This window comes from Pseudomonas fjordensis (assembly GCF_976987115.1).
Map to the genome: position 1 here is coordinate 6,581,209 of NZ_OZ336860.1, position 14,027 is coordinate 6,595,235.

A 14,027-nucleotide genomic window follows, 5' to 3' on the forward strand; every position below is an offset into this window, starting at 1 on the left:
TTAATCATGCCAACGATCGCTTTTATCCTTTTGTGCAATGGGCTGAATGCGCCGAGAATCAACCCTTCCCCATCTTCCTGACCATTCGAGTGTGATGATCATGCAACATCCGGCACGTACCGAACTCTGGGCCATTCTGCGGCTATCGGGGCCGTTGATTGCCTCACAGTTGGCGCACATGCTGATGGTGCTGACCGACACCCTGATGATGGCGCGCTTGAGCCCCGAGGCCCTGGCCGGCGGAGGCCTGGGCGCGGCGAGCTATTCGTTCGTGGCGATCTTCTGCATCGGCGTGATTGCAGCCGTGGGCACCCTCGTCGCCATTCGCCATGGCGCCGGCGATATCGACGGCGCCACTCGCCTCACCCAGGCCGGGCTGTGGCTGGCGTGGTTGATGGCCCTGGCGGCGGCGCTGCTGCTATGGAACTTGAAGCCGGTGCTGTTGATGTTCGGCCAGACCGAAACCAACGTGCAGGCAGCCGGGCAATTCCTGACGATCCTGCCCTTTGCCCTGCCCGGCTACCTGAGCTTCATGGCCCTGCGCGGCTTTACCAGCGCCATCGGCAAGGCCACCCCGGTGATGGTGATCAGCCTGTGCGGCACCGTGGTCAACTACCTGCTCAACCATGCGCTGATCGAAGGCATGTTCGGCCTGCCGAAACTGGGCCTGATGGGCATCGGCCTGGTGACCGCCATCGTCGCCAATGGCATGGCGCTGGCATTGATGTGGTACATCCGCAGCAACCGCGCCTACGCCGCCTACCCGCTGGGCACCGGCCTGCTGCGTCTGAATACCCACTACCTGCGCGAACTGTGGCGCCTGGGCCTGCCGATTGGCGGCACCTATGCGGTAGAGGTCGGGTTGTTTGCCTTTGCAGCGTTATGCATGGGCACCATGGGCAGCACGCAGTTGGCGGCGCATCAGATCGCCCTGCAGATTGTCTCGGTGGCCTTCATGGTGCCGGCGGGGATGTCCTACGCGGTGACCATGCGCATCGGCCAGCACTACGGCGCCGGGCAGTTGCTGCAAGCACGCTTGGCCGGGCGGGTCGGCATAGGGTTCGGCGCCATGGTGATGTTGGGATTTGCCGCGGTGCTGTGGCTGTTTTCCGACCCGCTGATCGGACTGTTCCTCGACCATGACGACCCGGCATTCCATGACGTCATCGTGCTGGCAGTGAGCCTACTGGCCGTCGCTGCCTGGTTCGAATTGTTCGACGGCGTGCAGACCATCGCCATGGGTTGTATCCGTGGCTTGAAGGACGCCAAGACCACCTTCCTGGTGGGGCTGGGTTGCTATTGGCTGATTGGTGCACCGTCGGCCTGGTTGATGGCGTTCACCCTGGGCTGGGGGCCAACCGGCGTCTGGTGGGGCCTGGCACTAGGCCTGGCGTGTGCGGCGGTGAGCCTGACCTGGGCGTTTGAGGCGAAGATGAAGCGGATGATTCGCCAAGAGCCAGATGCTCCTGTTGGTTTCCAAGCGGCACTGCCTGACTAGCGAGTGCACGCGGTCCATGTGGAGGCTGGCTTGCCTGCGATAGCGGTAGTGAATCCAACACCGCCATCGCAGCATAGGATCTACACAACTTTGTGGGTTGTAACAGCAGACGGTAACCACGATGCGAAGCGAGCCGCTCTTGATCTTGATCTTGATCTGCTTGTGATCTTAGGCGCCCCGTCAAACCACGCTGGCCGGAATTCGACAGGGATTTGGGGGGTAAACCGGCAGGGATGCCGGTTTAGCCGCCCCGCGCCATGGATGGCGCGTGGCGGCGGCCCCCCAAATCACTGGCGGATTACGGGCACACCGAGCCTAAGCGAGGTGCCGAGTGGTGGGGCAAGAGCCCTTTGGTTACTTTGGGGCTCTTTTCCAAAGTGACCCGTCGTCAGGCGGAACCCTAAGTGGCCGTTACCGCAGCAATGGATATACACACAATCCAACTGTGTTGACTGCCAGGCCGCCTTCGCGAGCAAGCCCACACAGTTTGATTGTGGGGTGTCAGGTAGATAGGCGACGGCTGGCAGGCCGCTATCGCAGGCAAGCCAGCTCCCACATTTGGACCACTTTAAAGGCTTAACCCAACAGCGCCTGCTGGCTTTGCCCGAACAGCAGGTATTCCACCAGTTCTGGCAAGGGCAACGGCTTGCTGATCAGGTAACCCTGGACCTGGTCGCACCCAAACAAGCGCAAAAGCTCAAGCTGCTCGGGGGTTTCCACGCCTTCGGCCACCACTTCCAGGTTAAGGTTGTGGGCCAGGTTGATCATGGCGTGCACCAGCTTGCGGTTTTCTTCGCGCTCCTCCATGCCGCCAACAAAACTCTTGTCGATCTTCAACAAGGCAATCGGCAGGCTGTTGAGGTGCACAAACGATGAAAAACCGGTGCCGAAGTCATCCAGGGAAAACCGCACACCCAACCGGCCAAGGGCATCCATGGTTTGTTTGACCAGGTCGCTGCGGCGCATCACGGCGGTTTCGGTCAGTTCGAACTCCAGCCATTGCGCTTCCACGCCGCGCTCGGCAATCAGGCGGCTGAGGGTGGACAGCAACTGGCTGTCCTGAAACTGGCGAAACGACAGGTTGACCGCCATGTGCAGCGGCGGCAGGCCGCGTTCGCGCAGGTCTTGCATGTCGCGCAGGGCGCGGGAGATCACCCAGTAGCCCAATGGCACGATCAGGCCACTCTGTTCGGCCAGCGGCACGAATTCGCTGGGCGGCAACAGGCCCCGCTCGCCGTGGCGCCAGCGCACCAGGGCTTCGAGGCCAACGATATGGCCGTCGTCCAGGTCCAGGCGCGGCTGGTAATGCAGCTCCAACTCATCGCGGCGCAAGGCCCGGCGCAGCTCGCTTTCCAAGTCGGCCAGGCTGCGGGCGTTGCGGTTGATGCGTTCATTGAAGATATGAAAGGTGCAGCCCTGGGTGCTTTTGGCCTGCTGCATGGCGATATGGGCGTGCCACATCAACGGGTCGGCGCCCGCACGGGCTCGGGCATGGGCCATGCCCAGGCTGCAACCGATCAACAGGCTTTCGCCATCTACCCAATAGGGTTCGGCCATCACTTCAGTGATGCGCTCGGCCATCCATTCGGCGCGCTGGGGCGCCCGGCGGGTATCAATCAGCAAGGCAAACTCATCGCTGCCCAGGCGCGCCAGTTGGTCCCCGGCTTCGAGCTGGCTCTTGAGCCGCGACACCACTTGCAGGATCAACCGGTCGCCCGCCTGATGGCCGAGGGCATCGTTGGCGTGACGAAAATTGTCCAGGTCCAGGTGACCGAGGGCCAGGCCGCGGCCGTCGTTTTCTGCCAAGCGCGCGGCCAGCAAGGTCTGGAAGCCCTGGCGGTTGGCGATACCGGTGAGCGGGTCTTGCTCGGCCAGGCGCTGCAAGGTGTTCTCCAGCACGCCGCGCTCGCGCACATGGCGCAGGCAGCGGCGCAATGTGTCGGCGTCCAATGCCTCCAGCACCAACCAATCGCTGACCCCCAGCGGCGACACCAGTGGCTCCTGCTCCAGCAGTAATACACACGGCAGGCTGCACCGGCCGGGGCCGGGCTGCAGGCTGGGCGTGGTCAATAACACAGCACCCTGGTCGTCATCGAACAGGCGGCTCACCGAGTCCCAGTTGGGCGCACTGATCAGCACAGCCCCTTCGCCCATCGGCGCCAGGCACTCGCGCAACAACGCTGCCCACTCGGGCTCATCGGCCAGCAGCAGCAAACGCAAGGGTTCGACAGGCGTAGACACGCTAACTCCCTAGACTCTGCAAAATTTCATTAGCGGTGCCATTATGACGTGCGGCCTGACAATGACAAAGGATGACAAATGATAGTTGTTATCAAATGCGCAGACTGTAAATAATCGTCTCGGATATTCCTCCACATCCTGCGGCAAAGTAGCAAAACCGGCAAATTTAGATCGAGTGGTACGTCACACCGTCGTTCTATGGCAGCAGAATCTTTCCAGCCTGTTAAAATGCCCGCCCTTTTGAACAACGACCCCTAAAATTCCGTATGTCCCGACTCAATCCCCGGCAGCAAGAAGCCGTGAACTACGTCGGCGGCCCTCTATTGGTGCTCGCCGGTGCAGGCTCCGGCAAGACCAGCGTGATCACCCGCAAGATCGCGCACTTGATCCAGAACTGCGGCATCCGCGCCCAGTACATCGTCGCCATGACCTTTACCAACAAGGCGGCGCGAGAAATGAAAGAGCGCGTCGGCACCCTGCTCAAGGGTGGCGAAGGCCGTGGCCTCACCGTGTGTACCTTCCACAACCTGGGCCTGAATATAATCCGCAAGGAGCATGTGCGGCTGGGCTACAAGCCGGGCTTCTCGATCTTCGACGAGACCGACGTCAAGGCCTTGATGACCGACATCATGCAGAAGGAATACGCGGGCGACGACGGCGTCGACGAGATCAAGAACATGATCGGCGCCTGGAAAAACGACCTGATCCTGCCCGCCGAAGCCCTGGAAGCCGCGCGCAACCCCAAGGAACAGACCGCCGCCATCGTCTACACCCACTACCAGCGCACGCTCAAGGCGTTCAACGCGGTGGACTTCGACGACCTGATCCTGCTGCCGGTCAAGCTGTTCCAGGAACACAAGGACATCCTGGAAAAGTGGCAAAACAAGGTACGCTACCTGCTGGTGGACGAATACCAGGACACCAACGCCAGCCAATACCTGCTGGTGAAGTTGCTGATCGGCACGCGCAACCAGTTCACCGTGGTGGGCGACGACGACCAGTCGATCTACGCCTGGCGCGGCGCCCGCCCGGAAAACCTGATGCTGCTCAAGGAAGATTACCCCTCCTTGAAAGTGGTGATGCTGGAGCAGAATTACCGCTCCACCAGCCGTATCCTGCGCTGCGCCAACGTGCTGATCTCCAACAACCCCCACGAGTTTGAAAAACAACTGTGGAGCGAGATGGGCCATGGCGACGAGATCCGTGTGATCCGCTGCCGCAACGAAGACGCCGAAGCCGAGCGCGTGGCCGTGGAAATCCTCAGCCTGCACTTGCGCACCGACCGGCCCTACAGCGACTTTGCGATCCTGTATCGCGGCAACTACCAGGCCAAGCTGATCGAGCTGAAATTGCAGCATCACCAGGTGCCGTATCGCCTTTCAGGCGGCAACAGCTTTTTCGGACGCCAGGAAGTCAAAGACCTGATGGCCTACTTCCGGCTGATCGTGAACCCGGACGACGACAACGCCTTCCTGCGCGTGATCAACGTGCCGCGCCGGGAAATCGGCTCCACGACCCTGGAAAAGCTCGGTAACTACGCCACCGAACGCAAGATCTCGATGTACGCCGCTACCGACGAAATCGGCCTGGGCGAACACCTGGACACGCGCTTCACTGATCGCCTGTCACGCTTCAAGCGCTTCATGGACAAGGTGCGCGAGCAGTGCGCCGGCGAAGACCCGATCAGCGCCCTGCGCAGCATGGTCATGGACATCGACTATGAAAACTGGCTGCGCACCAACAGCTCCAGCGACAAGGCCGCGGATTACCGCATGGGCAACGTCTGGTTCCTGATCGAAGCGCTGAAGAACACCCTGGAAAAAGACGAAGACGGCGAAATGACCGTCGAGGACGCCATCGGCAAGCTGGTGTTGCGCGACATGCTCGAGCGCCAGCAAGAAGAGGAAGACGGCGCCGAAGGCGTGCAGATGATGACCTTGCATGCGTCCAAGGGCCTGGAATTTCCCTACGTGTTCATCATGGGCATGGAAGAGGAAATCCTCCCGCACCGCTCCAGTATCGAAGCCGACACCATCGAGGAAGAGCGCCGCCTGGCCTACGTGGGCATTACCCGCGCACGTCAGACCCTGGCCTTCACCTTTGCCGCCAAGCGCAAGCAATACGGTGAAATCATCGATTGTGCCCCCAGCCGGTTCCTGGATGAACTGCCGCCGGACGACCTGGCCTGGGAAGGCAATGACGACACACCCACCGAGGTGAAGGCCGTTCGCGGCAACACCGCCTTGGCGGATATACGCGCGATGCTAAAGCGCTAGAATCGACTACTTTTTAATCTACTTTCGGCGCACAACGCGCCATTAGAGGAAGCTTTCCGTGGAAGCACTGCACAAGAAAATTCGCGAAGAAGGCATCGTGCTTTCCGATCAGGTCCTCAAGGTTGACGCCTTTTTGAACCACCAGATCGACCCGGCGCTGATGAAACTGATCGGCGACGAGTTCGCCGCACTGTTCAAGGACTCGGGCATCACCAAGATCGTCACCATCGAAGCCTCGGGCATTGCCCCGGCCATCATGACCGGGCTGAACCTGGGCGTGCCGGTGATCTTCGCCCGCAAACAGCAATCCTTGACCCTCACGGAAAACCTGCTGTCGGCCACGGTGTATTCCTTCACCAAGAAAACCGAAAGCACCGTGGCGATCTCCCCGCGCCACCTGACCAGCAGCGACCGCGTGCTGGTGATCGATGACTTTTTGGCCAACGGCAAGGCATCCCAGGCGCTGATCTCGATCATCAAGCAGGCTGGCGCGACCGTAGCCGGCCTGGGCATTGTGATCGAGAAGTCGTTCCAGGGTGGGCGTGCGGAACTGGATGCTCAGGGTTATCGGGTTGAGTCGCTGGCGCGGGTGAAGTCGCTGGCCGGTGGTGTCGTGACCTTTATCGAATAACGTCTGCCTGAACATGGGTAAACATGTGGGAGCGGGCTTGCTCGCGAATGCGCAGTGTCAGTTGATATATTCATCACTGACCCACCGCCTTCGCGAGCAAGCCCGCTCCCACACTTGGTTTTGCGCCGGATTTTAATCCGCGGTGGCCTGCAAGCCCGCCAGCAGCAAGCGTTGGTACAGGTCTTCCTTGATGCCCTCCGGCTTAGCCAGGCGCATGCGCTGCAAATGCTTGGGAAATGCCTCCGGCTCCGGCGCGTCGAGTGCCGCCTTGCCCAACTCCAGAATCTCCGTGAGCTTGAATTTGCTCTTGAGCCAGTTCAGCGCCCGCAACAAATCCCGCTCCTCATCCGTGAAGTCGCTGCCCAAGGGGTATTCCGGGAACAGGCGACGATGCTTGGCCTGAATCGCCTGGAGCCGCTCTGGCGTGTTGTCGGCAAAACGCGGATCCAGCTGGAAATCCTTGGGCAATTTGCCGGCCTTTTGCGCCTGTTCAATCAAGTCGTGCTGGAACCTGGAATCAGTGATGTTCAGCAGCGCTTCGATCACCTTGGCATCCGTCTGGCCGCGCAAGTCGGCAATGCCGTATTCGGTAATGACAACATCCCGCAGGTGCCGGGGAATGGTGCAGTGGCCGTACTCCCAGACGATATTGGAACTGACCTCCCCCGCCGACTCGCGCCAGCTGCGCAAAATCAGGATTGAGCGAGCGCCTTCCAGCGCATGCCCCTGGGCCACGAAATTGTATTGCCCGCCCACGCCACTGAGCACGCGACCGTCTTCCAACTGATCGGCCACGCCAGCGCCGAGCAAGGTGACCATGATCGCGCTGTTGATAAACCGCGCATCCAGGCGCTGCAGGCGCTTGAGTTCTTCCTGCCCGTACAGCTCGTTGATGTAGCTGATGCGGGTCATGTTGAATGCCTGGCGCTTGGCGTGGGGCATTTCTTGCAAGCGCTGGTAAAAACTGCGCGGCCCCAGGAAGAAACCACCATGGATCGCCACGCCGTCGGGTTGCGCGGCGTCGTCCAGGGTGCCCGCGTTGGCCTGCGTTTGGGTCGCTACATCCGGGTAGACCTTGCGCCGCACAATCCCGGCATCGGCCAATACCAGCAGGCCGTTGACGAACATCTCGCTGCAACCGTAAAGGCCACGGGCAAACGGCTCGACACCGCCTTCGCGGCTGATCAACGGCGCCCACTGGTACACATCCAAGTCGGTGAGCAACAGGCGATAGGCTTCGTTGTCGGCCTGGCGCGCCAGCAAGGCAGCCGTCAGCGCATCGCCCATGGAACCGATACCGATCTGCAACGTACCGCCATCACGCACCAGGGTGCTGGCATGCAGGCCGATAAAATGGTCCTGAAAGCCCACCGGCATGTTCGGCGTGGAGAACAACGTGGTGCTGTCTTTTTCATCCAGCAGGTAGTCGAACTCATCCATGCCAAGTTCGGCATCACCAGGCATGTAGGGCAAATCGCTATGGACCTGGCCAACGACCAGGATGGTCTCCCCGGCCGCGCGGCGCTTGGCGATCATGGGCATCAGGTCGAGGGTGATATCCGGGTTGCAGCTCAGGCTCAGGCGGTCGGGATGCTCGCTGCTACTGGCAACCAGTTGCGCCACCAGGTTCAGGCCGGCGGCGTTGATGTCGCGGGCGGCATGGCTGTAGTTGCTGCTGACATAATCCTGCTGCGCCGCGGCGCTGTGGAGCAGGCTGCCCGGCTGCATGAAGAATTGCTGCACACGGATATTCTTCGGCAGGCTGCCCTTGTGCAGGTCGGCGAGAAAGTCCAGTTCGGGGTAGTCGCCAAACACCCGTTCGATAAAGGGTTCGAGAAAGCGTTTCTGCAAGCCATCCCCCATCGTCGGGCGACCCAGGCTCAACGCGGTGTAGATAGTCAGCGCCCGCTCCGGCAACTTGGCGATGCGCCGGTACAGCGCGTTGACGAACAAATTGGGCTTGCCCAGCCCCAGCGGCATGCCCATGTGGATATGCGCCGGCAACCGCGCCAGTACGTCGTCAACTGCTTGCTCGATTGAACACAACTGCACCATCCGACTGCTCCCGAACATTCCATGAATTGGAGTTGGACCGAGCTTGCCGGGTCTTTGCTGCAATGAACAGCCTCAATACCTAAATTACGGGCACAAAAAAGCCGCTCGTAAGCGGCATTTTTGGCGAAGATCGGCCGATTAGAGCCCGGACATCTTCTTGATCGCACCCTTGAGGTCGTCGTCCGAGCAGTCAGCGCAGGTGCCTTTGGGCGGCATGGCGTTGATACCGGTGATGGCCTTGGCCAGGATGCCATCGAGGCCACCTTGATGGTCGGCGCGTTCTTTCCATGCGGCGGTGTCGCCAATTTTCGGCGCACCCAAAAGGCCGCTGCCGTGGCAAGCGTTACAGTGCTTGGCGATGATATCGTCCGGCGTTTTCGCACCGCCGCTGCCGCCCGCAGTCGCGACGACTTCCATGCCCTTGCATTCCTGGCCCTGGACGCAAACCTGGCCCACAGGCTCCAGGCGCTTGGCAATGTCATCATTGGTCGCAGCTTGAGCGCTGACAGCCCATAGGGCCAGTACGGTTGCTGGTGCAGCCAGCATTTTCATAATTAGGTTCACGCGTTCACCCTCAATGGTGGCTATTCACGCCTGCGGCCACGGTTTCGCAGGCGGCGAAAGTATAACGGTTAGCCCGCCCGGCCGAAACAACCCTATTAAATAAAGGGAGATTCGGCCTCACGGTGTACAGCTGCGGGAACCTCTGCAACGCTGGCAGGGCGCCTCTATTCTTAAAAGTTCGCGGGGGTGGCTGCGCTGATTAGTCGCGCCGGCACGTCGAACGGATTGCGAAAACGATGGGGCCTGGTACTTTCAAAGTAGTAGCTATCGCCCGCCTCGAGCACAAAAGTTTCAAGGCCGACCACCAACTCCAGGCGACCTTCCACCAGAATCCCGGTTTCCTCGCCTTCATGGGTGAGCATTTCTTCGCCCGTGTCGGCACCTGGCGGGTAGATCTCGGTGAGAAACGCGATGGCCCGGCTCGGGCGCGCCCGGCCCACCAGTTTCATGGTGACGGCACCGTCAGAGATGTCGATCAGCTCATTGGCTTTATAGACGATCTGCGTCGGTATTTCCTGGAGGACTTCCTCGGAGAAGAACTCGACCATGGACATGGGGATACCGCCCAGCACCTTGCGCAGGGAGCTGATCGAGGGGCTGACGCTGTTTTTCTCGATCATCGAAATGGTGCTGTTGGTGACACCCGCACGCTTGGCGAGCTCACGCTGGGAAAGACCTTTGAGTTTACGGATGGATTGCAGTCGTTCGCCGACGTCCAATGCAGGAGCCTCCTAGGATTCAGGCTTTGTTGTAATTGAGCGTTATCATGGCGACAGCGTTCAGTATTTACAACACTTGGGCCTAAATCCCGGCGTGCTCGGTTCGTTGCCGGCGGCTAAGCGCCGCAATAGAGCCTTGGCACTCGGCGCAGGTTGCAGAAAATCTGATAGGGGATGGTCTCGGCGGCGACGGCAACATCACTGGCGAGGATGTGCTTGCCCCACAGTTCCACAGTGGAACCAAGGCCCGCTTGGGGCAGGTCGGTGAGGTCGACACACAGCATGTCCATGGACACGCGCCCCAGCAACCGGCTGCGCTGGCCAGCCACCAGCACCGGTGTGCCGGTCGGCGCATGGCGCGGGTAACCGTCCGCATAGCCCATGGCAACCACACCGACGCGCATCGGCTTGGGCGTGACGAACCTGGCGCCATAGCCCACCGGCTCACCGGCTGGCAATTCGCGCACGCAGATCACTTTGGACTCCAGCGTCATCACCGGCTGCAAGCGCGCAGCGAGGGCCTGGTCCTCGCCAAAGGGCGTTGCGCCGTACAGCATGATGCCGGGGCGCACCCAGTCGCTGGACACGCTTGGCCAGCCCAATACAGACGGCGAGTTACGCAGGCTGACCTCAGCGGCCAGCCCTTGGCGCGCCGCCTCGAAGACCGTTACTTGTTCGTTGCTGCTGACGCAATCGAGCTCATCGGCGCGGGCAAAATGGCTCATCAATACGATCTTCGCCACTTTGCCGCTGGCCAGCAGGCGCTGATACGCCTCCTGGTAATCCTTGGGGTGCAGGCCCACACGGTGCATGCCCGAGTCCAGCTTGAGCCACACCGTCAGCGGTTTGCTCAGGCGCGCCTGTTCGATGGCTTCCAACTGCCATAACGAATGCACCACGCACCACAAATCCTGCTCGATGATCAGCGGCAACTCGTCGGCTTCGAAAAAACCTTCCAGCAGCAACACCGGCGCACGAATGCCGGCGGCGCGCAGTTCCAGCGCTTCCTCGATGCACGCCACGGCAAACCCGTCAGCTTCAGCTTCCAGCGCCTGGGCCACGGGCACCGCACCATGGCCGTAGGCATCGGCCTTGATGACAGCAAGGGCCTTGGCCCCGGTGACTTCTCGGGCCAATTGGTAGTTATGGCGCAGGGCTTGGAGGTCGATCAGGGCACGGGCTGGACGCATGGCGGCAGGCTTCTAGGCAGCAAAGTAAAAAAAACCGGTGCCGACCAACAACCTCGGCACCGGGAGAGGGATCGTTGTTAAGGCAGCGCAGCCACGACAGACAGCTCTACCAGAATCTCGGGTTCGCACAGCTTGGCTTGCACCGTGGCGCGGGCCGGGGCGACGCCTTTGGGCAGCCATTTGTCCCATACCGCGTTCATCAGGGCGAAGTCGGCGTCGATATCCTTCAGATAGATCGTCACCGACAGCAACTTGGTCTTGTCGGTACCGGCAAGGTCCAGCAAACGCTCGATATTGGCCAGGGTTTCACGGGTCTGTTGTTCAATCCCGGCGCTCATATCGTCGCCGACTTGCCCTGCCAGGTACACGGTACCGCTGTGGACAACGATCTGGCTCATGCGCTCATTGGTGAGCTGGCGCTGGATTGACATGTTGTGCGGACTCCTGGTGGTTGCCATAACGGGAAATATCGAGGCCTGCGGCGCTGATCTGCGGCGTTTTTTTCGCCATCAGGTCGGCCAGCAAGCGACCGGAACCACAGGCCATGGTCCAACCGAGGGTACCGTGGCCTGTGTTCAGGAACAGATTCTTGAAGGGCGTGGCACCCACAATCGGTGTGCCGTCTGGGGTGGTCGGGCGCAGGCCGGTCCAGAAACTGGCTTGGGCCAGATCGCCGCCCTGAGGATAAAGGTCGTTGACGATCATCTCCAGGGTTTCGCGTCGCCGCGGGTTCAGCGACAGGTCAAAACCGGCTATTTCAGCCATGCCACCGACGCGAATGCGGTTGTCGAAACGGGTGATCGCGACTTTGTAGGTCTCATCTAGAATGGTCGAGGTCGGCGCCATTGCCGGGTTGGTGATCGGCACAGTCAGCGAATAACCCTTGAGCGGGTACACCGGTGCCTTGATCCCGAGTGGCTTGAGCAGCTTGGGCGAGTAACTGCCGAGGGCCAGGACATAGCGGTCGGCGGTTTCCAGCTTGCCGTCGATCAGCACACCGTTGATGCGGTCGCCTGCGTAGTCCAGGCGCTGGATGTCTTGTTCGAAGCGAAATTCCACGCCCAACTGTTTGCACATGTCGACCAGACGGGTGGTGAACATCTGGCAATCGCCCGTCTGGTCGTTGGGCAGGCGCAGGGCACCAGCGAGGATATCGGTGACGCTGGCCAGGGCCGGTTCAACCCGGGCAATGCCGGCGCGGTCGAGCAATTCGAACGGCACGCCGGACTCTTTCAGCACGGCGATGTCCTTGGCGGCGCCGTCGAGCTGGGCCTGAGTGCGGAACAATTGGGTGGTCCCGAGGCTGCGGCCTTCGTAGGCAATGCCGGTCTCGGCGCGCAGCTCGTCGAGGCAGTCGCGGCTGTACTCGGACAGGCGCACCATGCGCTCCTTGTTCACCGCATAGCGGCTGGCCGTGCAGTTGCGCAGCATCTGCGCCATCCACAAGTATTGATCGATATCGGCGGTGGCCTTGATCGCCAGCGGCGCATGACGTTGCAGCAACCACTTGATCGCCTTGAGTGGCACACCCGGCGCGGCCCATGGCGAGGCGTAGCCAGGGGACACCTGGCCGGCGTTGGCGAAACTGGTTTCCATGGCAGCGGCAGGCTGACGATCAACCACCACAACGTCGAAGCCGGCCCGCGCCAAATAGTAGGCACTGGTCACCCCAATGACGCCGCTACCCAAGACCAGAACGCGCATTTTTATATCCTCATCGCGGGCTTGGCCGCTGACGTGTGTTATTCGAGCAATGATGGGCGCAGTGTAAAAAACAATCGGCAGTGCATTTCACTATATAAATGCCTATATTTGGCGACAATTCTTGGCAAAAACCCTTTTTACAGAGGCGTATCCCCTATGCGTACCAACACCCAGACCAAGCGGGAGCTGGACAAGATCGACCGCAATATCCTGCGCATCCTGCAAACCGACGGGCGCATCTCGTTCACGGAGCTGGGGGAAAAGGTCGGGCTGTCCACCACGCCCTGTACCGAACGCGTGCGGCGCCTGGAGCGCGAAGGGATCATCATGGGCTACAACGCACGGCTCAATCCCCAGCATTTGAAGGGAAGTTTGCTGGTATTTGTCGAGATCAGCCTGGATTACAAGTCGGGTGACACCTTTGAAGAATTTCGTCGCGCGGTGCTGAAACTACCCCATGTGCTGGAGTGCCACCTGGTGTCGGGGGATTTCGACTACCTGGTGAAAGCGCGCATTTCCGAGATGGCGTCGTACCGCAAATTGCTGGGCGATATCCTGCTCAAACTCCCCCATGTGCGCGAATCCAAGAGCTATATCGTGATGGAAGAGGTGAAAGAGAGCCTGAACCTGCCGATTCCTGACTGACCCACTGACACCACACGGTCAAATGTGGGAGCTGGCTTGCCTGCGATAGCGTCGGTTCAGAGGCATAGGTGCTAGCTGACCCACCGCTATCGCAGGCAAGCCAGCTCCCACAGTTTTAACCGAGTACATCCGCTAGACCAGCACCTGCCGGGTGCTCGCCATGTACTCATGAATCTGCTTCTCCACCCGCGGATGAATCAGTTCCACCGGCCGCCGGCCATTGGGGCACGGCAAGGTCTTGGTGGTGCCGAACAGGCGACAGATCAGTGGCCGCTCGTCATACACCGTGCAACCCTTGGGCCCCAGGTGCACGCAGTTCAGCTCGTCCATCGCCGCCTCTTGCTCGGCGGCGGTCTTGCGCGGCAGGCGCGACATTTCCTCGGGCGAGGTGGTCACCGGCCCACAGCAGTCGTGGCAACCCGGGACGCACTCGAACGATGGAATCTGGCGACGCAGCGCGCTGATTTTCTGACTGTTGCAACTCATCGAAACCCATACCGAACG

General features: G+C 60.7%; 12 protein-coding genes. 4 read left to right on the forward strand and 8 right to left on the reverse strand.

Features of this window, described 5'->3' with window-relative positions; translation table 11 throughout:
- The first annotated feature begins 94 nt into the window (after positions 1 to 94).
- On the forward strand, positions 95 to 1,498 hold the full coding sequence (locus tag ACWHXD_RS30290; RefSeq protein ID WP_138762005.1) for a NorM family multidrug efflux MATE transporter: 1,404 nt from the start codon (positions 95 to 97) through the stop codon (positions 1,496 to 1,498).
- 576 nt (positions 1,499 to 2,074) lie between these two features.
- Here the strand turns inward: ACWHXD_RS30290 and ACWHXD_RS30295 are convergent.
- The gene (locus tag ACWHXD_RS30295; RefSeq protein WP_032894551.1) at positions 2,075 to 3,739 is read right to left on the reverse strand and encodes a putative bifunctional diguanylate cyclase/phosphodiesterase; all 1,665 of its coding nucleotides are present in this window, start codon (positions 3,737 to 3,739) and stop codon (positions 2,075 to 2,077) included.
- Positions 3,740 to 4,005: 266 nt separating this feature from the next.
- Here ACWHXD_RS30295 and rep point away from each other — a divergent pair, with 266 nt between their 5' ends.
- Both rep and ACWHXD_RS30305 read left to right on the forward strand, forming a co-directional pair.
- A complete protein-coding gene (rep, locus tag ACWHXD_RS30300; protein ID WP_003195444.1) occupies positions 4,006 to 6,015 on the forward strand; it encodes a DNA helicase Rep in 2,010 nt (669 codons plus the stop codon).
- A 58-nt stretch (positions 6,016 to 6,073) separates the two neighbouring features.
- Positions 6,074 to 6,646: a xanthine phosphoribosyltransferase gene (locus tag ACWHXD_RS30305; RefSeq protein WP_003195447.1), complete on the forward strand. Its 573-nt coding sequence runs from the start codon at positions 6,074 to 6,076 to the stop codon at positions 6,644 to 6,646.
- Positions 6,647 to 6,778: 132 nt separating this feature from the next.
- Here ACWHXD_RS30305 and ACWHXD_RS30310 read toward each other — a convergent pair whose 3' ends face one another.
- From ACWHXD_RS30310 to dadA, 6 genes are all read right to left on the reverse strand, one after another.
- Positions 6,779 to 8,701 carry an acetyl-CoA hydrolase/transferase C-terminal domain-containing protein gene (locus ACWHXD_RS30310; protein WP_138762004.1) on the reverse strand — a complete coding sequence of 641 codons (1,923 nt, stop codon included), beginning with the start codon at positions 8,699 to 8,701 and terminating at the stop codon, positions 6,779 to 6,781.
- Between the two features lie 138 nt (positions 8,702 to 8,839).
- A complete protein-coding gene (locus ACWHXD_RS30315) occupies positions 8,840 to 9,253 on the reverse strand; it encodes a c-type cytochrome (protein WP_032894549.1) in 414 nt (137 codons plus the stop codon).
- A 182-nt stretch (positions 9,254 to 9,435) separates the two neighbouring features.
- Positions 9,436 to 9,984: a cupin domain-containing protein gene (locus tag ACWHXD_RS30320; RefSeq protein ID WP_032894548.1), complete on the reverse strand. Its 549-nt coding sequence runs from the start codon at positions 9,982 to 9,984 to the stop codon at positions 9,436 to 9,438.
- Between the two features lie 116 nt (positions 9,985 to 10,100).
- Positions 10,101 to 11,174, reverse strand: coding sequence for an alanine racemase (gene alr / locus ACWHXD_RS30325; RefSeq protein ID WP_032894547.1), 1,074 nt, complete (start codon positions 11,172 to 11,174; stop codon positions 10,101 to 10,103).
- Positions 11,175 to 11,251: 77 nt separating this feature from the next.
- Positions 11,252 to 11,605 carry a RidA family protein gene (locus ACWHXD_RS30330; RefSeq protein ID WP_032894546.1) on the reverse strand — a complete coding sequence of 118 codons (354 nt, stop codon included), beginning with the start codon at positions 11,603 to 11,605 and terminating at the stop codon, positions 11,252 to 11,254.
- The gene (gene dadA, locus ACWHXD_RS30335; RefSeq protein WP_003195458.1) at positions 11,577 to 12,878 is read right to left on the reverse strand and encodes a D-amino acid dehydrogenase; all 1,302 of its coding nucleotides are present in this window, start codon (positions 12,876 to 12,878) and stop codon (positions 11,577 to 11,579) included. Before dadA ends, ACWHXD_RS30330 begins: the two co-directional genes overlap by 29 nt.
- A 156-nt stretch (positions 12,879 to 13,034) precedes the next feature.
- On the opposite strand from dadA, the gene ACWHXD_RS30340 reads away from it, so the two are divergent.
- Entirely contained in the window at positions 13,035 to 13,523 is a 489-nt protein-coding gene (locus tag ACWHXD_RS30340; RefSeq protein WP_003176896.1) for an Lrp/AsnC ligand binding domain-containing protein, read from the forward strand.
- Positions 13,524 to 13,655: 132 nt separating this feature from the next.
- On the opposite strand, the gene ACWHXD_RS30345 is transcribed toward ACWHXD_RS30340, so the two are convergent.
- Positions 13,656 to 14,009 carry a YkgJ family cysteine cluster protein gene (locus ACWHXD_RS30345; RefSeq protein ID WP_003195461.1) on the reverse strand — a complete coding sequence of 118 codons (354 nt, stop codon included), beginning with the start codon at positions 14,007 to 14,009 and terminating at the stop codon, positions 13,656 to 13,658.
- Positions 14,010 to 14,027: the final 18 nt, after the last annotated feature.

What these genes read in the sequence shown, in the direction of transcription:
- ACWHXD_RS30345 (WP_003195461.1), bottom strand. Translation starts at nt 14,009, where the DNA reads ATGAGTTGCAACAGTCAGAAAATCAGCGCGCTGCGTCGCCAGATTCCA.
- ACWHXD_RS30315 (WP_032894549.1), bottom strand. Translation starts at nt 9,253, where the DNA reads ATGAAAATGCTGGCTGCACCAGCAACCGTACTGGCCCTATGGGCTGTC.
- ACWHXD_RS30310 (WP_138762004.1), bottom strand. Translation starts at nt 8,701, where the DNA reads ATGGTGCAGTTGTGTTCAATCGAGCAAGCAGTTGACGACGTACTGGCG.
- ACWHXD_RS30340 (WP_003176896.1), top strand. Translation starts at nt 13,035, where the DNA reads ATGCGTACCAACACCCAGACCAAGCGGGAGCTGGACAAGATCGACCGC.
- rep (WP_003195444.1), top strand. Translation starts at nt 4,006, where the DNA reads ATGTCCCGACTCAATCCCCGGCAGCAAGAAGCCGTGAACTACGTCGGC.
- alr (WP_032894547.1), bottom strand. Translation starts at nt 11,174, where the DNA reads ATGCGTCCAGCCCGTGCCCTGATCGACCTCCAAGCCCTGCGCCATAAC.
- ACWHXD_RS30330 (WP_032894546.1), bottom strand. Translation starts at nt 11,605, where the DNA reads ATGTCAATCCAGCGCCAGCTCACCAATGAGCGCATGAGCCAGATCGTT.
- ACWHXD_RS30290 (WP_138762005.1), top strand. Translation starts at nt 95, where the DNA reads ATGATCATGCAACATCCGGCACGTACCGAACTCTGGGCCATTCTGCGG.
- dadA (WP_003195458.1), bottom strand. Translation starts at nt 12,878, where the DNA reads ATGCGCGTTCTGGTCTTGGGTAGCGGCGTCATTGGGGTGACCAGTGCC.